Raw genomic sequence first — 22,054 nt, forward strand, 5'->3', positions numbered from 1 at the left:
AACACCACCAACACGACCGACGATTGATCGCCTACACCACGTCAAGGGACACGACCGGCAGTCGCCCGCCGCCGCTCCCACCACCGCCAAGGCAGAGCCGGGGGGCGCCAGCGCAAGGCGTACCGCTTCCACAAAGGCTTCCAGAGCGCGGTCGGTGCGGGCGGTGTCCGCGTAGTGCGTGGTGGCCGCTTCCAGCAGCTCCCCCGCCGCTTCCGCGATGCTGGGCTCGGTCCGGTGCAGCAGCGAGTCGTCCGGTGCAGTCGCGGTGGAACGGCCGCCGCGAGACGCGTGAGCGGCACTGTCAGTCCTGCTGCGGACAGAGCACTTTCCCTGGCCCACGAGGCGACGACGGCGGCCGCCTCGCCGTGACTGGAGACCAGCGCCGCCGCGGCTGGCTCCCGGCCCTGGCTGCGGACGTACCCCGCGACCAGAGCACCCACTATGTGCAGCGCGACAGGTAGCCCGGCTTACCAACTGCTCTACACCGACAGTGTTTTAGCGTCAGCTGTGTCCCTGTGTGTCCCTCCGTCTGGTATCCGTCGCCCGCTTCAACAGCCACTACCGTGTACTCACTGGGCTTGGTGTCCATTCCGGAACGAACTCCTGACCACGCTTGCCTGCCTATTCCAGGTGAAAGTACTGGCGAGCCCGGAGCGGGCTGGTGCGGCAGCAACTTGTCCGACGTCGTGGCCGGTGACCGGGACCTGCACGCCGAGGCGCCGGGTGCGGGCGACGTCCTCGGCGGCGGCGGTGAGGATGACCAGCCGGTGGGTGATCCGCCGTGCCAGCCACCAGCCGAACAGGCCGGCCGCCCTCACGACCGCGGTCATCAGGACCAGGGGGCGGATCTGGGGTGGGCGAGACTGCAAAGGCCCTGTCGGCGGCGGAGGCGGTTGAAACGGACCAGATTCCTAGCGGGACGAGCCGGCCAGGATAAACGCAGACCAGCCGGAACGGTCTTTCCTGCTCGACACACGGAGTCCTCGACATCGCGTTCGTGCGGGGTCAGTTGCGCATGGCACTCCAGCTCTTCGGAGATCGCATGAAGCTGCTGCTCCTGGGCGGGCTGGGTGCTTTACCCAGCCAAACAGAGCGTGCAGGAGGCTTGAGACGACCTAGGCACGCCAGCAGCTGAGCCGCTGGTCGGAGAACCGAGTTATCGAGGGCCTGTGGGCCATGTGCGACCTGAGCGCTCTGGTAGGTAGCCAGCAAGTGGCGGAGGCTAACGCCGGTCGCCCGCAGCGACGGTGATGGCCTGGCAAGGCCGCTCAATTCTCAGAGTTTTGCTGCAAGGTGTGTCCCTGGGCGTCCCTGTGTCCCTAGGCATCGCGGCCGTGCCGGGGGTTCAGCTTGCCTTACCGCGACTCGGAACTGGGGAGGAAGGGACAGTGTCCCTTCCTCCCCAGTTCCGAGTAAAAGCCCAGGTCAGAGAAGCAGGTTACGCCTGCTCACACCTTCTCAGGGACACACAGGGACAGATTTCCAGTATCTGAGGGCGGAGTGGAGTCAAGCGGTAGATCAAGTCAGAAGAGCATCCCCTTCTCTCCCGGCGCCGGAGGTTGGGTGTCCTCTGCAGCGTTGGTGAAGGCGGGCACATTCTCCAAGGACGTGTACTTTCCTCGAGCGCGGTCCGTCAGGGTGCCCACCACCTTCGGTTTGACTGTTCGTGGGTCAACCGCTTCTGTCGGCGTGGACTCCTGAAACAGGACCCGTTCGCTGGCGGCCTCGCTCTCACTACGGTCTCTGGGGGTGACATAGAAAACGCGTCGTTCCCACCGCCCCGAGCCGAGCCGGGGCGGGGGCTCGGCCTCCGGGCTGAGGTTGGCATAGCCGACGATACGCGCGTCCCAGGTGATCCGCGGCACACCGCGCTTCTTAGGGGTCTTCACCAAGTCCTGGCGAACGTAGTCGTACCTCGCCATGACGGCCTCCTCCCCCTCAACCCAGACGATCTCCACCTCGTCGGTGATCTTTTGCGCCAAGGTGTCGGACATCGACGAGACCCCTTCCTCGGTCACGGCGTGCTGGCGGGGGTTGGGAACAGTCAGCGAGGAGGGACATTTTGTGCCCCTGAACGCAAGGTTCTGTCCCTGCTCAGAAAACACCAGGTCGGACGGCATGTCAGCAGGCATTGAGGGACTCACAGGGACTCTTAGGGACAGATTCTTTATCTTGTCGGGAGAACAGGAAGACGTTCCAGAACGAAGACATATAGGGGAAGCGTGTCCCTGTGTGTCCCTGATCTGACGACCACATGGCCTCTGACCAGGCCTTTTTCAGTTGTGAAGTGAAGCAGGACTTCTGTCCCTGGCTCATTGCTGTGCCCCTGCCGTCTCGGACTGGTCTTGGGTCTCTTCTACGAGACCAATACCCACGTAGTGCCGGCGGCCGTTGCTTTTGACCATGTCCTTCGCGCTCTTCATCTTGGCTAGGCGCCTGACGGCGTTGCCGAACTCACGAACCGGGACGGGTCGCATCCCTGTCGTGGTGCACCAAGCTTCGTAGGCGCGTCGCAGCTGTGCCTGCTCTGCGCGGTAGGCGTTGTGCGGACCCACCACACAGCATTCGCTGACGAACTGGCCAACAGTGTCTTCGCTCTCCTCGTAGTCCTGTGTCGCGAGCCGAACGGAGTCAGGGCCGGCGAGCTTGCGGTCGTCCCCATCGAAGTACGCGACAGCACCGTCGATGAGCCACTGGAGGATGCCAGGCCCTTCCTTCGAGATCATCTTGGCCGCCAGGTTCTCCACTACGTCCTGGTCCCGTACGGTTCGGGCGAACAGGATGATCCGCATTCGGCGCCAGAAAGAGTAGCCGCCGGTCTCCACCGTCGGGCGGTGATTACCGATCAACCAGAGTTTGTGGGTCGGGCTGAAGGTGAAGAAGTCCTGCCGCATCCTCCGGGCTTTGATCTGGTCTCCCCCGGTGAGGAGCTTCAGTTTCGCTTCGTCGAACTTCGCCCCCGGGTCGATCTCGCTGCAGAACACCAACCGGCGGCCTTGCAGATCCGCCATCTCCGTCGGGTGGTCCGGGTACAACGGAGCCATGAGGAAGTTCGGCGGAGCCGTATCGGCATAGTCCCCGAGGAGCGCCAGCAAGACAGCTACCAGCACAGACTTGCCGTTTTGTCCCTCACCGAACAAGAAGGGCATGATCTGGGCATCGACGTCGCCAGAGATGCTGTATCCGCATAGCCGCTGGAGGTAGGCGATCATCTCCCGGCCCTCGGCATCATCTCCGAAAGTGTCGACCAAGAACTTGTCCCAGATCGGCGTCGGCATCCGGCGCGGCCCCACCATGGTGGAGCGTGTGTGAGCCTGATCGCGGCCGGGCTCAAGGAACCCACCCGTCCTCAGGTTGGCGATGCCCACAGGCGTGCACAGGGCGTAGGGGTCGGCATCGAGCTCGTTGGACTCCAGCATGAGATCCGGCAGACTCTCCGCGGTGGCGATAAGTGCCCGGGCACCGGCAATGCTGAGTGACTTCTTCTTGTGCTTCCCTAGCTCCCTATCCGGGAACCGGACTGAGGAGTTCTCCCGAGGGTCGGGAAAGGGCATTTGCTCAGCGAGTTGGAACACCGAGTGCTGGATAGCCTTCAACTTTGCGTCGAGCTGCCATCGGTGTCCAGCCCACTTGTACCAGCCATGTTCGGGAACAAACCGGTACTCGTCGCCGAACACCTTCGAGAAGAGGTTGGCCATGCCCCAGTCCGTCAGAGAGGACGGGAGGAGCACCTCAACAGGTTTGTACTCGGCGGGGTGATCAGCCCCGATCAGCGCCTGAGCCGAAGCTGAGGCGCTGTAGGACTCCGGAACCCGGCTCGTCGGCACAGAACTGCTCGTGGTGCTCATCAGCGGTCTTTCGGAGTGAGGGGCTGGCGCTGTCCTGCGACCAGTCCGGATTGGATGATGCTGCGTGCCTGCTGCGCGCGCTCTGGACGGGCGTAAAGCGCGGCCTCCAAGAGGGCGGCCTCGGCCCCGGCTTGGTTGGTGATGAACCCCGCAGCTACCAGCCCGCCGAGGGTATAGGCGGCCCGGTTGACCTTGGTGTTCCAGCCGCTGCCCTCGCTGATTGATGCGCAGTCTGCCACGTCACTCAAAGCAGTTGCTGCAACCTTCGCCGCCCATGCGGAGGTCGTTGCGGGGGAAGTCGTGGCCATGCGGGCCCGGTTGGGGACTCGGGAGCGTGTCTGTGCCGGAGGCCTTGCCGCAAGGAGATGTCCGGTTTGCTCAAGAGCGCCCGCCAGCCATCCGGGCAGCCGGGCAGGCTGTCGGCAAGAACCCACTGCCTCATAGATTCCGGCAGCAACCTGGGTGCCTGGCGCGATGATGTAGCCGCCGTGAGCACGTACGTCCAGCTGCCACCCCAGCGCTACCCCTTTGAGGTTGCCTCCTGTGGAGCACCGCCAAGTGGTCTGCCGCGGTGTGCGGAAGTACAGATGCATCCCGCCGCTCGGTGTACGCACGGCCAGGGTGCGCTCCCCATCGGTGAAGTCTTCGCCGTCGAGGGCTTGGCTCAGGATACGGAAGGCGTCGAGCCCGTTACGGACTGCCTTGAGCAGGTCCTCGGGCACGGAGAAGGCAGGCAGGACTTCGGAGGGTTCCGAAGGCGGCGTGTCTGCGTGGCAGTCGAGGTCAACTACCAGTAGTTCAGCCGGCCCAGTAGAGATTCCGACGCCCATATTCGGGTTTCGGCCCCACCACCGATCGATCAGCGCGGAGTCTCGCGTCGCTGCGTGGAAGCCGTGGCACCAAAGCCCTCGACTCAGGCAGCCGCACTCCGCCACGGTGTGTGGAACGTATTCGGGATGGCTGCTGCGGCAGCGTGAGCACCCTGGCATCGGGAGCTTCCGCATGGGCTGCAGTGGATGTACAGGCCATCCCTGGCGCGCGCACCAGCGTGCGATGTCGATGGAGTTGGCAGTTCTCATCGAAGTGAGGATCCTGCTGTGCTTGGGAACCGAAAGCGGTCCGCGGCTGGCCTGCTGTGCCACTGGACGAGGTGGGTTGTCGTCATGATCACCAGCTCTTGAATGTGCAATGAAGGAGAGAAGGGCGGATGGCCGACCTGGCGAACCGGTCAGTCCGTGATCTGGCTGGTAACCTCGACAGCACCAAGCGGAGGCCCAGCCTGCGTGAAGGCACCCTCACTGTTTCCGGCAGTTGAGGGTGCCTTTTCTTATGCCACAAGTACCCCCTCGTTCGCCGCCTCTTCTGCGGCCCCTGGAACAGCCAAGGCCCACTTCCCAACCGGCAGCAGCACCAAGTGCTCGGCAGCTTCCCCGGTGTGCATCCACTCGGACACCGCCTCAAGGGCGGCAGTAGCCTCGCATTTGTCGGGATACACGACAATGGTGGTGCGGGCATCGAACTGTCCAGAGTTCAGGAGACTGCGCACCGTCTTGATCAATTTTCGGTCCCGTTCCTGTGCTGCCGCGGTCCACTCCCCCGCCTGTTCCCGGCGATTGGTGGAACGTGTGGCGCCGAGAGCATGAGCACACCGGGCCACAACTACGTCTGCCCCAGTGAGCTGTTGTGCCGGCGGCAACAGACCAATCCGGGAAAGATTCCGAAGAGTCTGCCGACTCACACCAGACTGCGAGGCAACCCAGTGCTGCGACCGGGGCTGCCGCAGCGCTGCCACATCGATCATCAACCGTCCCTGGTACTCGAAACCGATCCAGCCCCAGATACGACCTCTGGGGAACACTCAGCGCCCTCGCACAACCGGGGGCTCGCCCCGGTGGAAGAGGCTCGACCACCAGAGCTGCGATCACACTTAACTCCAGTCCCAGCACCGTGGTCAAACATGCCGCGCCCGACACGCCGGAGATGAGCAGATTAGTGGCTTTCTCGCGCCATCCCCGCAGGTCAGGCCGCAGGTCAGGCAACACCCCATCCCCCATTCCCGGTACCGGCGATACGCGGTCCCAACACCCGCCCCGACAACCCAAGCCCTTCGGCATGGGTGACCCTCGGCCAGGGTCTCCAACTGCACCTCAGGCCGGCCTAGAATTCGGTCAACGATCACCACTGCCGTATGTTACGAAGGCCCGTAAAGAGGCATTCGAGGACCCCTTCAGAGCCTCGTATCGACCGACCTCATCGCAAGGGGCACCTACCTGCGCACCAGCAGACAACCCTCACTCCCCTCCCACGACTGCTCATCACAGCCGTGATTGTGAGTGGGCTGTTTGTCACCAGCATTGCCTTCGTCGGGTCTTACACGGCAGTACGCGATCTCGCGGCGTCCAAAAGCCTCGACACGCTCTCAGTCGTCGTCCTCATCGGGATCGACTGCGGCATCCGTTTCGTCCTGGCGCTCGACGTTCTCCACAGCTGGCTTCGCTGTCCCTTCCCTCTGCTGCGCCACACCGCATGACGTCTGACCGGCGCGACCATCGCCTTAATGCGACAGTTCTGCCGGACCCGCTGGGGACTGCCATGCAGGCAGCCATGCCTGTGATCTTCATAGTGACGGTAGAAGCAGCCCGCCATGCCGTGGGCATTTTGGGCGGCATCAGCGACACCCGGCACATCAACGGCATCCGCCCGGCCCGCTGGCCACTCTCCTCCGTCCCGAACCTTCAAACTCTGGCGCGGCATGCAGCTGTGGAACCAGTCCTACCCATCAGCCCTCAAAGCGGAGCAGGACCGGCTCCTTTACCTCGCCAAGCTCAACCAGCGACACGGCATCGGGTGGCGCTCTAGAGCCACAGTTGAGGAACTGCTGCCGCTCCGCCTGGCGGCCCTCGGCGTCCCGAAACCCAAGAACGTGACCCTGAGGCCGAGAGCTGCGACACCTCCCGCGGCGCAGCCCCCTCATCACCCCCAGCCGCGCAACCGGGCGTCCGCCCCGCCCCGGCCTGGGCAGCGCGTCCCTGCGCGGCACCCTGATACAGAGGTCGCGTCAGCGGAACCAACTCCTACCACCGCTCGCCTCACCCGGGAAGCTAGGCAGCCTTCAGCCAGGGAGGAGAATCGTTCCAGGAGCAGGACTGAGGAAGCAGGGGCTCCGGCGCCCCTCACCCTTGAGGTAGACGGTGCCCTGCCCACCATGCCCGAACCTGACCTGGAGCCAGAAGGCGAGTGCGCGCCTCGGGGCAAGCCCGAGACTGAGCCTAAGTCGGAGACACTGCCTGAAACGGAGATGGCTCGAAGCGGCGGCGCCATTACCGGCACGGGCGCTACGCGGGCCGAGGCTATCTCCACCGTGTTCGCTGGCCTTACAGATCGGGCGGGAAAGTATCCCAGCATGCCTGCTCTGTTGCAGCTCCTGTTTCAGGAGCATGGCATCACTGGGCGGAAGCGACCGCCGATGAGCGCGGTCAGCGTGCGGCGGTATCGAACTGTGGGCGTCCCGCTACGAACGAGAGACTGAAAGCGTTGATTCCTCGAGCTCTGAGGAGAGCCGTCTCGGCCACCACCAGCAAGCTTCGAAGGCTCCAGGCAGGACCAAAGAGAGCGCGCACACAGTGTAGTTGTGAACCCGCTGGTCATGGGCCCAGAGTCGCGAATGTAGGACCGCCGCAATGCATGCCTGTACCGGGCTATCTACGTCGGCCGCCTCGCCAGACAGTACTGCCCGCTGTGGCGCATGAATGCACAGATGGCACGTGACCCGAGACTCCGGAATGCCCGCTGGACCTGGTCCTAGGTTGATTTGAACCAGGCCCAGCTTGCGGCATACGGGTTTCGTCGGCGAAACTCCTATGCCGCAAGACGAAGATCGCGCTCGATGACCCTGGCGATCGCGTCGAACTGCTCCACGATCAGCGGATCCTGCCCCTCCATCCAGTAGTGGACAGGCTCCTGCGCCTTGACGCTCTCAGCCACCTGCACGTTCTCAGAGACGTACGGCAGGAGCATGTCGCCGTAGAAGGCTTTGAGCTCCTCGTACATCTCCACGTAGAACTTGCCGCGGTTCTTCACGTAGCCGTTGAAGAGGATGTATCGGAGGTCAGCAGATCCGCCTGAGAACTCGAACTGTTCCTGCGCGGTGCTGATGAGTGCCTTGAGCCCGTGCAGAGTGTCGTCGTCCTTGGTGTCCGGCTTGACGCAGCCGACGACATAGTCGGACGCACCAAGCTCAGTGAGTTCGAGAGTGTCGAAGGTTCCCCGGCTGTCGATGAGGAGAACATCGAGCGTGCCCGAGGGCAACGCTTCGATGGACTTCCGGAGCCAGTGGAGCCCCGCCTTTGAGCGGGAGCCAGGGCGGCCAGCATTGCGAATGTCTTCAGAGGCGATCGCCATGTCACGGGATCCCAGGATCAAGCTGACGTTAGGGATGGCTTCGAAGCACTGATCAGAGTCCCAGCGCTCGTCGTCCAGGAGCTCGCCCTGCTCTCCTCGAGTGACGGGCACGGCTCGGGTACGCGCAGGAACCATGGATTCCTTGAGGTCACACTCGCCCGTGAGAACGCCATAGATATTGGGCATCTGGGCCAGGCGCGAATAGGTCAGCTCAGTGCGCTGGGGGTAGTACTTCCTGTTCGTGACGCCATAGCCGAGGTACGTGGACGCCGCCATCGTCTGGTCGCAGTCGGCGATGCCCACCTTAAGTCCCTGGCTGCCCAGGCTGACCGCAGTATTCACGATGCCGGTGGTCTTCCTCGTTCCGCCCCCTTCGTTGGCGTAAGCCACAACGAGCGGGCCGTCCGGGTACAGACGCCGAGCGAGTGGGAGCTGCCGGGGCAGAGCGATTGAGTGGCGGGACGGTTGAGTCACGGGGGCTCCAGAGCTCAGAGTTTCGCTGACGAAATTGCCTCAAGGGCTGACTGGTATCCCGTGACGTCGTAACCAGCACTGTCGTGAAGGTGCTTCAGGTAGTCGGCGGCACGGGCGTCAAGGTGATTCCCGACGCTGCGCAAGTGCAGCTCGTCGGTTGCGAGGGCGACCGCGTACGCCATGGTGAGGACGCCGCTGTCGTCTGCCGCTCCAAGAGCTGCAACATACCTGAATCGGTTGCTGTCCGTCAGCCCGACCCGCTCCGCGAGCTGCACGGCGAGGTCAAAGGCTTGGGGCGGAGCCTCCAGGAGTGTGTGCACAGCGACTCGCAGCATGCCGGCATCCGGGATCGACGATGGGACAGATGACAACACCTTCGTGCAGGCGGTGATTCGGGCGTTGACGTCTTTCTCAGCGCTCGACTCAGCCTCATCAGGAGACCTCTTCGTGTCCACAGGTGCGGGCGAGGCTTGAGCAGGCGAGAGCTCGGAGCCGGAGCTCTGCTGGGTCGGCACCTTGATGTCGTTGGTGCCGACAGCTGCTCCGACGAAATCATCTGCGAGGGCAGCGGAGCCGAGAGGCTCAGGTGATGCCGACGTCACCGTGTGCCCCACTGCGACTTGCTGCTCAGCACCGTCCTGTGCGGCCTGTTCCTGTTGCCTGGTAGTCCTCTCCGAAGTACCAGCACCCTCAGCGGACGAAGATGAACTCGGGCCGCCTTCGGATAGCTCGTGAGGTAGATCCGGGGTCGTGTTGTTGGAGTCGGGATCGCTTGCTTCCTGGAGGGACGGATGCGTCTTGCCCAGCAGGGTGTCGCATGCGACTCGCGCTGTGACCCCGTCCGCCTGCATCAGGGCCCAGCCCTCCTCGACCAGCTCGGGTTCCTTAAGGCGGCTGACCAAGGTGTAGGCCGGCTCCAGGCCGATACTGCCTTCGCGGATCGCGCGTCGTAGAGAACCGTCCTGCAGCTCGAGGAGCTTCATGCGCTTCGAGATGTCGGAACGTCGTTTGATGGCGCTCTGCTCTCCGCCGAGCTTCGCCAAGATCTCGTCGTAGGTGAGGCCCTCCTCTCGCCGGATTCGATCGAGAAGCATCGCTTCCTGGATAGGATCCCAACCCTTGCGGAAGTTGTTCTCGCTGAGAAGGACGAAGTCCCCCTTCTGCAGAAGGGTGTCGCGGAGCACGACCGGCACACTCTCGGTGAGGGCCTTCTTTCCAAGGAGCGCCCTGTAGCGCCGCTCACCCGCCAGGAGAACCCACTCGACCGTCGGGCCAAAGGCGTTCGCGTGCTCCGGATACTTCGCGGTATAGGCGTCGACCGAGCAGACCGCAGGGTCCTGGATCAACTCGGTGTTCTCGACGTTGTTCTTGAACTCTTCAAACTCGTCAGTCTCGTACTCCCACTCCTCACGCAGGTTGCGAGGATTCGGAGCAATCGACTGCAAGGGCGTGAGGAACCGCTGGCCTTCCTGCCGCCGGTTGAACTGACCGCGGGGAGCCATGGAGGGATTGCCTGCGGCCGGCGCTCCTGCCGACGCTGCGGGAAGCGGCGGGGCCGGGGGCGCTGCGGGGGTCTTGTTCTTCCTGTCGCGTGGCATGCAGTCTCCAAGCTGGACGTGATGCGGATCGCCAGAACCATAGCGTGTTGATCACGACGTCTGCGGCAAACTGCCCTTGGCCAGCGGCACAAACTTCATATACCGGGCCTACAGCCTCATGTAGAACACTGATCCTGGCGGTAGGGGTTTCGCCGACGAAACTAGATGCCGAGCTGGGAAGGGGGGCGAAGCCAGATCTTGTCGGGGTCAAGGTGCTGCGCTCACCCGCGCCCAGGCCAACGCAGCGGCCGGGTTTCGGGGACTACCTCCGAACCTGGGAGGCGCTGCGTGGCGAACCCGGTTTCTGGTGGTGGCGAACCTCGCCCCTCACCACGCCCAGGAAGCCACGTTCTGGTTGGACACGCCGCACTTGGGATTGACTGGATCGAGTCCGTACCAATGAGCGACGAGTTCACTGGCGAGGCCTGCCACGGGGGCACGGGGCAATTGCAGCTGGCTGGACAGGCTTGCAAACAGTAGGTGCCCAGGGGAGCAGCCTCTTGTAGCTCGCGTCTCCTGCCACGCATTCGGAGACAACAACGGAAGCGCCATCGTGTCAGACCACGCCATCCCTGAAGAGCCTGATCTGTTCTGGATCCGCAAGCTCTCGCCCATCCTGTCTGCTCTTTCCGGCCTCGCACTGGTAGAGGCGGCAGATCTGACGGGGGTGATCTCCGATGGTTCGCAGCAGGGCTGGCGTCGGCCGGGCTTGCCACTGGGGCCCTGCTGAAAGGTTGCGTCCGCCAAGGACGGTGACGCGAGCGAATGGCGGAGTGGTTGAGCCGGGTGCCCGCTGGTCATCCGTTTCAGGAAGCGCTGGTTCAGCTCTGGAAGTCGCAAATGATCTCCCAATGGCACCAGCACAGTCAGCCGCGCAACCTCGATGAGAAGCGCTCAATCTTCGCTGCGACGAGTCAACGACGCATAGACGATGGAGGTCCCGATCTGCAGGGGTTGGGTTTCGTCGGCGAAACCAACGGGCAGGACTCGCGCGGCCTGCAAGGCGTAAGGCCCGGATGGGCCGCCCTCAGCGCTTGCGGCTGGGATGTCTCGTCGCACCGAGGGTTCACCGGTCTCGTTGAAGTTCGGTGACCGGTGGATTCGTCTCACCGTGCTTGAGACCAGCCCCATGCCCAGACCAGCAGCGTTGTTGGCTTTCCCCTGCCACTTGAGCTAGGAGGCGGGGAGCAGAGATGAGATCGACTACGTTTCGCATGGGCGGGGACCCGAGCGTACGGAGGCGCGGATTCGGAGCGATGCGCCTGCCGACCGAGCCAGGCCCCGCTCGCGAGGCTTCCCTCCAGGTCGCCCGACGGGCCGTCGAGCTGGGCACCACGCTGATCGCCACCGCTCACATGTATGGCTGGGGAGCCAACGAGGAACTCCTCGCCGAGGCCCTGTACCCCTACGCGGACGGGCTGCTCATCGCGACCAAGGTCGGCATCGCGCGATCGGCTTCCGCGGGCGAGTGGAGATTCGACGGGCGGCCTGATGCCCTCTGCGGTCAGGTCGAACATGCCCTGCGTCGACTGCGTGTCGAGCGGATTGAGCTGCTCCAGCTGCACCGCATCGATCCTGAGGTACCCCTCGCCGACCAGCTCGGGGTGCTGCGGGAGCTCCAGGCCGAGGGCAAGGTCGGCCGGATCGGACTGTCCGAGGTCACGGTTACCGAGCTAGACCAGGCGCGGAAGATCATTGAGGTCGTGAGCGTACAGAACCGCTACAGCCTGCTGGACCGTGAGCACGAGCCTGTGCTCACGGCGTGCGAGGCAGCAGGGATCGCGTTCCTGCTATGGCGGCCGGGTCGCCGGAGCGGCGTCAAGCGCGATGGCCGAGATCGCCGCCGTGGCGGCCGAACTCGAAGTCACCCCCGCGCAGGTGTCGCTCGCGTGGCTCCTCGATCATTCGCCGGTCATCCTCCCGATCCCGGGCACTGCCCGGATCGACCACTTGGAGGAGAACCTCGCTGCGGCACACCTCCACCTGACATCGGCCCACCACGAGCAACTCGACCGGCTGGCCGAGCCGGCGTAGGAGGCTTCGCTCCGGCCTGGCAGCGAAGGTCGGTCACGGAGTTTCGAAGGCGCACCGTTGGCCAGGAATCGAGTCGGTCAGAGGTCCATGAGATTGATCAAACTTCGGTGCGACAGGACATAAGACGTCCGGGGGAGGGGCGGACTGTGGCGTCCGAGGGCTACCACGGTTTCGTCGACGAAACTGCCTCGAACGAGTCGCAGAACGAGTCATGGGTGCTCTGCTCGATTGTCTGGCAACCGGGTGTAGCAGTCACGCCCGTGTGGTGTCCCGGCTCAACGTCTACGCTGCACGACGTGGACCGGCATGGCTGCGGGGTCTGATGCCTTCTCTGCAGTTGGCTGTGCAGCTCTTCCGCGACACTATCGACTGGTCAAGACTGGACTCAACTCGCGGTCACGGAACACCGTCCCTCACCAGCCCCTCGCAGTGACGTGCAGGGCCGGTCTCCTTGGAAACACAGGGGCCGAGCGACTGCCTGCAAGCGGACGGTGTCGCCTGTGGGCAGAGCGCGGCGCTCAGTCTCTGTCACGTGGTGGGTGTGTCTGTCGGATCGTGTCGAGGATTTCAGTCGACAACACGCCGACCTGGGCACTGAAATGCAGTTGTGCATTGATCTGCGCCGCAGTTGCCGCATGGAACATTTCAGGAGTTGGGCAGCACACAGCGGATGCGGGTGCTGGCGTAGTGGGGGAGGGCTTCGATAGGGGCACTCGACTTCATAGACGGTGAGAGTGCGATCGTGCGGGCCACTGCGGGGCGGCCGGTCGGGCGTGAGGTTGTGCCGCTATGAATGGCTCCATCGTTGACGCTGCGCAGTGGCGACGCCGGGTCACTCGTGTAGCTGAGACTGGACCAGGCGGCGACGGTGGCCTGAACCAGGTCGGTGCACACTCCAGTACCGTTCGCGCCGTACTTGTAGCCGTCGTCGCGCACGGGGTGTCGTCCTCGGCGTGGTGAGCAGGTCGTTGCCGTCTTGTCCGGGCTGCCCGCTTCTACTTGCGCTTCCCTCTCCGGTTGGGGCGCGGTCGCCTGTACTGACTCAACTCTTCGGTGCCACATAGAAGAACCTACTGAGATGTTTCGTACGCTACGTGCTCTACGCCTGTCGCACGTGGACGAGGAGGAGGGATCTGATCGATGCGGCGCCACACGTGGACGCTCGGGGGGCCCGGAGCCCTCGGAACCCCCTCAGCCGAGTTCAGAGGCTATGGGGCGGTGGCAAGCGGAAAGGACACACCAACTCGCTCTAACCTGCGCCTAGGACGTGTCCGCAAAGTGCTTGGTGCGTTGGTCTGTTCGTGGTGCGTCGTCACGAGCTGACTGATCAGGCATGGGCGGTCCTGGAGCCGTTGCTGGCTCCGCCGCGAATGGGCCGCCCGGTCCGTGACCGACGGCAGGTCCTCAACGGCATTCTGTGGAAGCTGTCCACGGGAGCCGCCTGGCGGGACCTGCCCGAGCGCTACGGGCCATGGAAAACGGTCTACGAACGCTTCCGCCGCTGGTCCGCCGACGGCACCTGGGACCGCCTGCTGGCCCACGTCCAGCAGCATTCCGATGCCGTCGGCGCCGTCGACTGGACCGTCGTGTCCGTCGACTCCACCACCGTGCGCGCCCACCAGCACGCGGCCGGAGCCCGAAAAAGGGGCAGGACTGGCCGGGCGAGGCGATCGGCCGCTCCCGCGGCGGACTGACCACGAAGATCCACCTCGCCTGCGACGGCGAGGGCAGGCCCCTGGCCTTCGTCCTGACCGCCGGGAACGTCAACGACTGCACCCAGTTCGAGTCGGTGATGGCCCGCATCCGCATTGAGCGGTGCGGGCCCGGCCGTCCTCGCACCCGCCCCGCGCTGGTCGCGGCGGACAAGGGCTACTCGTCGACGAAGATCCGCGCCTACCTGCGCAGGCGGGGCATCAAGGCGCCATCCCGGAACGGATCGCCCAGATCAACGGCCGCATCCGGCGGGGCGAGAGCCGCTGCCGGCTCGACCGGGCCGCCTATCGGCGCCGCAACGTCGTCGAACGCTGCTTCAACCGGCTCAAGCACAACAAAGCCCTGGCCACCCGCTACGACTGTGAGGATGTTCGGGTGCCGCTCCGGGCGGTGGCCTGACCCGCGTTACGACTGGCCCTTGTGCCTTGTGTTTGATCTGTCGGCCACTGTCCGGAGCGGTACTCGCTGCCGCTGGACCGGCGGGCGTGTCCCGATAGGGGCCTTCGCGAGAGGCACCGTCACAGTCCTGACCGCCCTGACCGATCCAGCGATGGCCGCCCCGCTTCCCATGGCTGCAGGAGAACAGGTGACCGTGACCAGGATGACCCAGGCCGTTCCACTGGACCAAGACACCCCCGACATCGTGCTGGGTGTCGACACCCACAAAGATGTCCACGTCGCTGCCGTGGTCACGACTGCTGGTGCCTTCGTCGAGAGCCGGAGCTTTCCGACGACCGCCGATGGCTACGAACAGTTACTGGACTGGGCCCAAACGCTCGGGCACCTCAGCCGGGCCGGGGTGGAGTGCACAGGCTCATACGGCGCCGCACTCAGCCGGTATCTCCACAGCCAGGGCATCACTGTCTTCGAGGTCAATCAGCCTGACAAGGCCACCCGCCGGCGCCGCGGCAAGAGCGACATCATCGACGCCGAGGCCGCAGCCCGCGCAGTGATCACCGGCAGGGCGACCGCGACCGCGAAGGCCAGCGACGGGCCCGTGGAGATGCTCAGGCTGTTCAAGATGGCCAAGGCCTCCGCGACCAAGTCCCGGGCTCAGGCGATCAACCAGCTCAAAGCCGTTCTCGTGGCCACCGATCCCGAGCTCCGCGATTCACTGGCTGGCCTGAGCAACCCGAAGCTGATCCGCGCCTGCGCCGGGCTCGACAGCTCGGCCCCCGGAACGGTCGGCGCCACCACCCACACGCTCAAGCTCCTGGCCCGGCGGATTCAGCACCTCACCGAGGAGATCGAAGACCTCAGCACGCGGATCACAGACGTCATCACGCAGCACAACCCGCAGCTGCTGGAGTGCTACGGCGTCGGCCCGGACACCGCCGCGACCCTTCTCATTGCAGCGGGCGACAACCCGGAACGGCTCCGCAGCGAGGCCTCGTTCGCGGCCCTCTGCGGCGTCAGCCCAGTCGAAGCCTCCTCCGGGAAAACCCAGCGTCGGCGCCTCAACCGCGGCGGAAACCGGCAGGCCAACTCCGCCCTCTATACCGTCGTGCTGGCCCGTCTTCGCTGGGACACCCGCACCCGCAGCTACGTCGACAGGCGGGTCTCCGAAGGCAAGACCCGACGCGAAGCACTCCGCTGCCTCAAACGCTACGTCGCACGCGAGATCCACCGGCTGATCACCCTCGCCAGCGCAGGCCCACACACCCGCCTCCTGGCAGCTTGACATCCATAGGGGCATCAAACGCGCCCGCCACTACCAAGCCCTGGTCACCCTCGCCTGCCTACGACTCTGGCTCCCCTGACTTTGCGGACACGACCTAGGACGAGCGTCGGGAGAAGTAGGCAGCCACGTAATTCAGGTTCACGGGGCGCTCCGGCGTCTGTACCCACCAATCAGGCCGCGTACGGCCTTCAGCGCCACCGCAGCTTCCGGCGAACACGCAGGCGTCTGCCCGACTTCTTCAGAGACCCGGTCGATCTCTTCCACGGCGAATCGGAGATGGGTGATGATGCTGGCTTCGCAGGTCGGGCTCACCGGTTCTTTGAGCAGGTCCTCCAGGTCATCGAGCCACTCGACGGCATCGTCGTCAGTAGTCAGTGCCGCTCGGTGGAGGAGGAAGTCGGCGGAGGCCCGGCGGACCCGTTCGTGGTTTAGCTGGACCCAGCTGCTGCGGCTGTCCTCGTCCTCCGCTTCGCCTCTCTCGTGCGCCCTCAGCACATGCGGCGCTCGCAGAGCTGAAGGCCCGAGCTCCACGGCTACCCGGAGCCGCTGCATTCGCTGAACGGCCCCGTTCTTCGTGGTGATGCCGAGCGGGTCGCCCAACTGCCTCCATGTGGCGCCGGCTTCGTTCCCGTCCTGAAGCGCGGTCAGTTCCTCACGATCGAGTAGGAGGCGGAGCTGTTGAATGAGGACCAGGCGGTCAATGGCCTCTGCGCGCCGGGCAAGGCGCGGGAGTGCCCTCTTGTGGTTGCGTGCGAAGAGCACGACTGCGAGTTCGGCTCCTGGCGCCTCGGGATCGGGGAACTCGTCCCGTCGAGGATTGTCGGCTGTCGTGTGCCGCTTCTCGAAACGCGCCACGACACGACTGGTGTCAACCACCGCAGCCCTGAGGGGCTTGGGCGGCCTCTTCTGATCCATGAGAGTCCTTCGGAATGGGCAACACTCTGTTGCCGGGGGGTTCTGACTAGCCCACCAATCTTCTCTCATCCCTCCCTCCCTGGCACGCTAAATCCGCAGGTCAAGGGCATATCCTTAGCCAGACGCGTGTAGTGCTGAGGCTACGGCGCCCACCTCTGCGTCTTCTACACAAGGCAGACACCCACCTCGTTGCCTAGTCTCGCTGACGAAACTGACGGATCGAACCGCAGGGTTCATTGACGTCCTCCCCGCGCTCCGACTCGCCCACCCCCAGATGGCCTTCGTCTCCGACAACCACGGCCAGGACAGCGCCACCTCCCGTGACCTCGCCGCGACCGCCGGGCCTTGCCAGCGGATGTCGGGTATCACCTCGCCGCCTTCGGCCGCGGTATCAACGACGTCTGGCGCGCCCACCAGGGGCGTACCGCCGAGGCCGTGCCCATCGAGGAGTACACCGACCACTACGCTGACACCCTCACCACCCTGGCCACGCGAGCCCGCCGCGTCGTATGTGTCTTGGAAGCACCGTTCGGGCTTGTCGCCGAGCCGGAGACCGTCGCCGCCATGAACACCGACCTCGCCCGCTACAACCAGGCCGCGGCGCGCTGCGCGGCCGTCGCCGGTGTCCCCTTTATCGACATCTGGACACCCTTCACCGAGACCGCCCGCACGCTCGCCAGCCAACGCCCAGGGAACACACCGAGCCTGTGGAGCGACGGCGTCCGCCTTTCTGACCTCGGCGTGGCCATCCTTGCCGGGCAGATCGAAACCCACCTCCACGAGCACCGCCTCGTCGAGCAGCTCCAGCCGCAGTCGCCCCCGGCGGTGATCAGACAGTCGGGGTGACGCCGCGGACGTCCGGACACCGGGCCGAGACCGGCCCGGCACCTCAGAATCCACCAGCAGCCGGCCGCCCACCGCGCGTACGCTCCCGGCCATGAGCGATCTGCACTGCCTGTTCTGCGGCGTTGTCGTGCGCGGCAGCCGAGAGCACGTGCTGACGTCCTGGTTCCTCAAGCGCCACAACGGACAAGGCCCCTTCACGACCGAGGTCGACGGCGAGCCTGTCGAATACGCCAGAGGCGTCGTGGAACGGGACCACCTTTCCCGCTGGATGCTCCCGGTCTGCGGGAAGGGTGAAGAGCAGGACGTCGGCCGGGACTGCAACGGGTGGCTGAACACCGTCTTCGAACAGCCCGCCAAGACCCCTGTTCGCGCCGCGCTCGACGCCCTGGAGCCCATTGACGGGCCTGCCGTAAGTGCCTTCGTACGCTGGTCCGTCAAGACACTGCTGCTCGCCTCGCACCCCGACCTCGTGCGCTCCGCACCGCCCCAGCGCGACCGCTCAGTATGGGAGTTCCCCCACGACTGGCTTCCCGCCCTGCGAACCACCGGCAATCTGCCCGCCGACTTGTCGCTGTGGCTCGGCATCATCGGCCCGAGCACTGGCGAGGAATCCCGCGTCCCCGACGAACAAGTCCTGCTCCCACGCATCCACCACCCCCACGCGGCCGGGGGGCCGGGCCAGGCGATAGACCTCGGATTCGGCCTGCCCGACGAGAGAATGGCCCAGTTCCAGCTGCTCAGTCATCCCGTCATGGACATCAGCCATCCCGCCGAGGCGACCGGGCTGGTGGTGAAGCCGTGGCCACAGCTCCCGGACCGTCTGGACATCAACGTGCTCCCGGTCCTCAGCCGAGAGGAGAGCCGCCGGATCGCGCGGACCTTCGTCCGGGGCGGAACGTTGATCGACCTCATGCCCGGCCAGACCTGGCTGCCCGAAGGGCTGCTCAGCCCCCGCATCCGAATCCGGCTCGCGCCGACACCCTCACCGTCACTGGGCCGGACATAGGGCGGACGTACGTATCCGACTGGAATCCACGAGGAAGCCGAACCGCTCGTAGAGCGACGCCGAGCCCTGTGCGGCGAGGAACAGGTCGTTTGCGATCCCGTCTTCGAGATCGACTGCGGCCTGCTTCTGCCCGCCGGCGTCCATCGGGTGCTCAGCAGCAGGATGCCGAGCAGCCAGGCGAGCCAGCAGGCACCCGGCGGCACGGCTTGGCGTATAGCCGGTACGTCGCTCACGCGGGCAGCGCCCTCGTTCTGGCCGCGAAGTCGCGCAGCCCGACCAGGTTGGGGCGGTGCGCGAGGATCTCGCAGGTCAGGGTGCGCAGCGACGGGCGACGCGCCTCTTCAGGCGCGGCCGACTCAACGGCCAGAAGCTCCGTGAACGCCTGGCCGTAGTCACTGAGGCCGAGCGGGGCGCGCGCCGTATCAGTGCTCAGCCGGGCCCGGCGCTCGCCTGCCGGCAGTGCCCGGGGATCGATCTGCCGCGCGATCCGCACGGCGACGGCGTCCACCCCCACCTGGTAAAGGTGAACCTGATGGGCTGACAGGCCGGCCGTGTAGGGCTGCTGTGCTGCTGGGAGGCGGCCTGCCGCATCTTTCGCGATGTCCACCAGGGGGAGTGCGGCTGTTTCCCGGCCGGCGAGGGCAGCACAGTACGCGGCCGTGAGCGCGAGATTCCCGGCGGCGCCCATGTGCGTCGGCTCGGCCCGGCTGGACCCGGCGTCCAGTTGTCCGAGGGTGTCCCGAAGCAGTACCACCGCGTCCTCGGACCGTCCCATCCGCCGCAATGGGGTGGTGCAGATCCGGGTCGCCTCGGCCAGTACCGTCGCCTTCCTGGAGGCCTCGGCGGCGGACACGGCAGCCCTCGCATGGACCCATGCTGCCTCGCTGTCGCCGCTCTTGACGCCGAGTTCGCTGGACAGCATGTACACCTGCGCGAGGACGGCGCTTGCGGGCCCGCCTGGGGGCGCCGTTCAGCAGTTGCCGTGCGTGAGGGCTCAGAGGGCGCCACCAGAAGGGGGAGGGCGGCCGATCACCCGGGCGGGGTCTGCAGAGCGGCGATCACCCGAAGCGCGTCGTGCAGGACCAGCAGGTCGGTGGGATAGCTGCTGCCGACCCTTCTGACGTGCTGATAGACCGCGATGTCCTGACGCCGGATGCCGGCCAGGTAGGTGTCAATGTTTCGCTGGTGCTCTTCGGGCGTAGTGGGTAGGAGTTCGCTCCGGCCGGTTCAGTCGGATGTCATCCGTGGCCGTCTTCTCTGGCACGCCGGGAGGGGGGTGGTACGGGCATGGAGGGTTTCCTTTCGGAGAGATCGACTCAACTGGCTGAGGTGAAGCGGGTGTTGGGGGCGCGTTCCTCGTTCCTCGCAACGGCGAGGACGTGGTCGCAGATGGCCTGGCGTGATCGACGGATCCGTTTACGCCGCCTGCGGTACTCGACGTTCGGGGCGTCATCGTGGTGCTGACGCGGTGCCAGGGCAGGTGCCAGCATGGATGGGGGCTTGCGGCTTCTCCTGCGGCTTTGCGCGCAGCCTGGGCTTCTTCTTGGCGGGCGCGTTCTTGGCGGTGCGCGGCCTGGGGTCGGCTCCGCGCTCCTTGCGATGTGCGGGTCCGGCTGTGGGTGTTTCGGCGGCTGGTACCGCGTCGTGAGAGGGGGTGGCGGATCGGCCACTGCGCAGCTGTGCGTCGAGTGGCCTCAGGGGACTGGGTCTTGCGCCTTCCGTGTGTCTTCGCTGTCTTGTTCCTCTCGGCCGGGGCCCGCTCGAACTTCTCGTTGACTTCGGCAATGACGTGAGGCGGGAGCAGTCTCAGGCTGGTTGCCCAGGAGGCGGAATCGCACAGGATGGGTAGGGTGCCGGTCGCTTCGTCAAACGCGTCGGCCTTCCAGTGAGTGGCCCGTGTCTGCCCGAGGAGGGAGGGCCGCTCCTTCTTCGGGTCCGCTCCTGCGGCTTCGGCCTCCCCGTGGTTGTCGACGACGAGCTGGATGAGGGTGCCGCCGAGGGGGTTGGGGTCCCGGCCGTCAGCGCCGGCGGCTCGCGGGGGAGCGGAGGGCCCGTTTGCCTTCGGTCTGCAAGGGGTTCTTCTGCGCATCGGTCTGGGCGCGGCGCAGAGCGATGCGGGCCAGATCGGCGCCTGAAGTGGGTTCTGAGGGAGTCTGGGCCGTGGTGTCGGGGGAAGAGCGGCGGGGTTGCCGTGCGGCGCAGCGGAGGAGTTCGTTGCCGGGCGCGTAGCGGGGTGGGCCGTCATGTCGTTCGTCCTCCTTGGACTTGAGTGAATGGTCAGTGGGCGGGCTGCAGTCGCGGGTTGGCGCGGAAGCGGATGCAGGCGTCGACGAGTTGGGCGGTGTAGAGGCGGGATGCTGCGGCCTTGCCGAGTCCGTCGGCGACGGTGAGGACGAGGTCGGTGTCGCCGTAGTGCTTGAAGCGCCCCCAGGCGTCGGCCCTCATCTGTTGCACGAGGCTGGCATCGAGCTCGTCGATTGCGGTGATCTCCGCGAATTCCTCGCCGCCGCCGACGCTTTCGTTCCTCAAGACCTGGGCGGCGTTGGTGAACTCGGCGGTGGGCGGGGTGGCCCGGGCCTCGTCGGCCAGCCGCTGCGCCGTCTCCCGCTCCCGGGCGGCATCCTGCTGGAGCTTCGCGGCGACGTAGGCGTGTGCACGGGCGGGACGCCATCGGGGTCCGAAGTAGTGCGCGGGGTTGATCTCGTGGAGCCAGGCGTGGATCTGCTGGAGGGTCGCGCCGTCGGCGGCCTTGTCGACCAGCACCCAGGACAGCTGCTCGATGCGGGTGCGCTGGAGCCAGTTGTGCAGCGGGCGCAGTACTCGGGCAAACCGGTCGGCTGCCTTGTAGACGGCAGCGGTGACGGGCCGGCCGAGGACGGACTTCTTCCTGGGCTTGGCGATCTTGGTTGCTCGCGCCTGGGGCGTAGTTGTTGAAGTACCTCTCAGGTCAGGATTGGGGGAGTGGGTGGTGTTGCTACGGGAAGGGGGCTCACGCTGTAAGCGAGCTGTCGTTTCCTGAGCGATGACGATGGCCTGTGCACGGCCAGCCTCGGTGAAACCGGTGCGGCGGGCGGTGTAGCCGTGGCCGGACAGGCGGTGGCCGTGAGCATCGTCGTAAGCCGGCGGGATGGTGGCGCCATAGACGGTGGCTGTGGCGGTGTACGGGCGGCCGGCCAGGCGGAGGTTGCGGCGGCTGCCGTGCTGGAGCCAGACGAGTGCGCCGAGTTCCCGGAGGATCTTGATGTGCCGTTTCACGGTGGCACGCGATAAGCCGGTACGTCGGGTGGTGCCCTCGAGGTCGTACAGCACGATGCCACGCTGGAAGTCCATGCGCGCTGCGAGGTCGAGCGCGACGTCGACCGTGGTGGTGGCCAGTGCCTTGGGGTGCGCGCCGATGTCGATGAGCCAGGCGACGGCCTTGAGCCAGGGGCGGGGCCAGCTGCGCCGGGAGTGGGTGGTGATGACGTCTTGCTCGGCGGGCCGGACAGGTTCCAGCCGGTGCGGCTCGGCGTGCTGGTGATGGGGTGCGCGTCGCATG

15 protein-coding genes and 3 pseudogenes are annotated in these 22,054 nt (G+C 65.6%); 8 read left to right on the forward strand and 10 right to left on the reverse strand.

All coding sequences use genetic code 11. The features are described 5' to 3' along the window. Positions 1-662: 662 nt before the first annotated feature. From IE275_RS42030 to IE275_RS42045, 4 genes and pseudogenes are all read right to left on the reverse strand, one after another. Positions 663-860, reverse strand: a pseudogene (locus IE275_RS42030) (two-component sensor histidine kinase); the annotation flags it as partial. Positions 861-1,523: 663 nt separating this feature from the next. Next, positions 1,524-2,120, reverse strand: coding sequence for a DUF6009 family protein (locus IE275_RS42035; protein ID WP_189717975.1), 597 nt, complete (start codon positions 2,118-2,120; stop codon positions 1,524-1,526). A gap of 192 nt (positions 2,121-2,312) precedes the next feature. Next, complete coding sequence (locus tag IE275_RS42040; protein WP_189717976.1) at positions 2,313-3,848, reverse strand: DNA primase family protein; 1,536 nt, start codon at positions 3,846-3,848, stop codon at positions 2,313-2,315. Next, positions 3,848-4,927 carry a bifunctional DNA primase/polymerase gene (locus tag IE275_RS42045; RefSeq protein WP_189717977.1) on the reverse strand — a complete coding sequence of 360 codons (1,080 nt, stop codon included), beginning with the start codon at positions 4,925-4,927 and terminating at the stop codon, positions 3,848-3,850. The genes IE275_RS42040 and IE275_RS42045 overlap by 1 nt, the downstream gene beginning before the upstream one ends. 1,109 nt (positions 4,928-6,036) lie before the next feature. Between IE275_RS42045 and IE275_RS47395 the strand changes: the two genes are divergently transcribed. After that, the gene (locus IE275_RS47395; protein WP_373299385.1) at positions 6,037-6,378 is read left to right on the forward strand and encodes a DUF2637 domain-containing protein; all 342 of its coding nucleotides are present in this window, start codon (positions 6,037-6,039) and stop codon (positions 6,376-6,378) included. A gap of 1,328 nt (positions 6,379-7,706) precedes the next feature. On the opposite strand, the gene IE275_RS42055 is transcribed toward IE275_RS47395, so the two are convergent. Further along, complete coding sequence (locus IE275_RS42055) at positions 7,707-8,723, reverse strand: ParA family protein (protein ID WP_308435779.1); 1,017 nt, start codon at positions 8,721-8,723, stop codon at positions 7,707-7,709. A 14-nt stretch (positions 8,724-8,737) separates the two neighbouring features. After that, the gene (locus tag IE275_RS42060) at positions 8,738-10,225 is read right to left on the reverse strand and encodes a ParB/RepB/Spo0J family partition protein (protein ID WP_189717980.1); all 1,488 of its coding nucleotides are present in this window, start codon (positions 10,223-10,225) and stop codon (positions 8,738-8,740) included. Positions 10,226-10,874: 649 nt separating this feature from the next. On the opposite strand from IE275_RS42060, the gene IE275_RS42065 reads away from it, so the two are divergent. From IE275_RS42065 to IE275_RS42085, 5 genes and pseudogenes are all read left to right on the forward strand, one after another. Beyond that, entirely contained in the window at positions 10,875-11,051 is a 177-nt protein-coding gene (locus IE275_RS42065) for a hypothetical protein (protein WP_189717981.1), read from the forward strand. Positions 11,052-11,086: 35 nt separating this feature from the next. Continuing rightward, positions 11,087-11,413, forward strand: a complete 327-nt coding sequence (locus IE275_RS42070; protein WP_189717982.1) for a hypothetical protein — start codon at positions 11,087-11,089, stop codon at positions 11,411-11,413. Positions 11,414-11,514: 101 nt separating this feature from the next. Then, positions 11,515-12,355: pseudogene (locus IE275_RS42075) on the forward strand (aldo/keto reductase). A 1,301-nt stretch (positions 12,356-13,656) separates the two neighbouring features. Continuing rightward, positions 13,657-14,467: pseudogene (locus IE275_RS42080) on the forward strand (IS5 family transposase). 202 nt (positions 14,468-14,669) lie between these two features. Continuing rightward, positions 14,670-15,749, forward strand: a complete 1,080-nt coding sequence (locus IE275_RS42085; protein ID WP_189718008.1) for an IS110 family RNA-guided transposase — start codon at positions 14,670-14,672, stop codon at positions 15,747-15,749. A 138-nt stretch (positions 15,750-15,887) separates the two neighbouring features. Here the strand turns inward: IE275_RS42085 and IE275_RS42090 are convergent, their stop codons facing one another. Then, positions 15,888-16,664, reverse strand: coding sequence for a hypothetical protein (locus IE275_RS42090; protein WP_189717983.1), 777 nt, complete (start codon positions 16,662-16,664; stop codon positions 15,888-15,890). 345 nt (positions 16,665-17,009) lie between these two features. Here IE275_RS42090 and IE275_RS42095 point away from each other — a divergent pair, with 345 nt between their 5' ends. Both IE275_RS42095 and IE275_RS42100 read left to right on the forward strand, forming a co-directional pair. After that, on the forward strand, positions 17,010-17,510 hold the full coding sequence (locus tag IE275_RS42095; RefSeq protein ID WP_189717984.1) for a GDSL-type esterase/lipase family protein: 501 nt from the start codon (positions 17,010-17,012) through the stop codon (positions 17,508-17,510). A 91-nt stretch (positions 17,511-17,601) separates the two neighbouring features. Next, positions 17,602-18,516, forward strand: coding sequence for a hypothetical protein (locus IE275_RS42100; RefSeq protein WP_189717985.1), 915 nt, complete (start codon positions 17,602-17,604; stop codon positions 18,514-18,516). A 229-nt stretch (positions 18,517-18,745) separates the two neighbouring features. Here the strand turns inward: IE275_RS42100 and IE275_RS42105 are convergent, their stop codons facing one another. The 3 genes from IE275_RS42105 to IE275_RS42115 all read right to left on the reverse strand — a co-directional run bounded on the left by IE275_RS42105 (position 18,746) and on the right by IE275_RS42115 (position 22,053). Beyond that, positions 18,746-19,438 (reverse strand): transcriptional regulator, encoded by a 693-nt coding sequence (locus IE275_RS42105; protein ID WP_189717986.1) that lies wholly within the window; start codon positions 19,436-19,438, stop codon positions 18,746-18,748. A 249-nt stretch (positions 19,439-19,687) separates the two neighbouring features. Continuing rightward, positions 19,688-20,761 (reverse strand): DciA family protein, encoded by a 1,074-nt coding sequence (locus IE275_RS47400; protein WP_373299386.1) that lies wholly within the window; start codon positions 20,759-20,761, stop codon positions 19,688-19,690. Between the two features lie 32 nt (positions 20,762-20,793). Continuing rightward, positions 20,794-22,053, reverse strand: a complete 1,260-nt coding sequence (locus IE275_RS42115) for a hypothetical protein (RefSeq protein WP_189717988.1) — start codon at positions 22,051-22,053, stop codon at positions 20,794-20,796. Position 22,054 lies beyond the last annotated feature (1 nt).

Source organism: Streptomyces phaeofaciens, assembly GCF_014648915.1.
In the GTDB taxonomy this organism is placed as follows: Bacteria; Actinomycetota; Actinomycetes; order Streptomycetales; family Streptomycetaceae; genus Streptomyces; species Streptomyces phaeofaciens.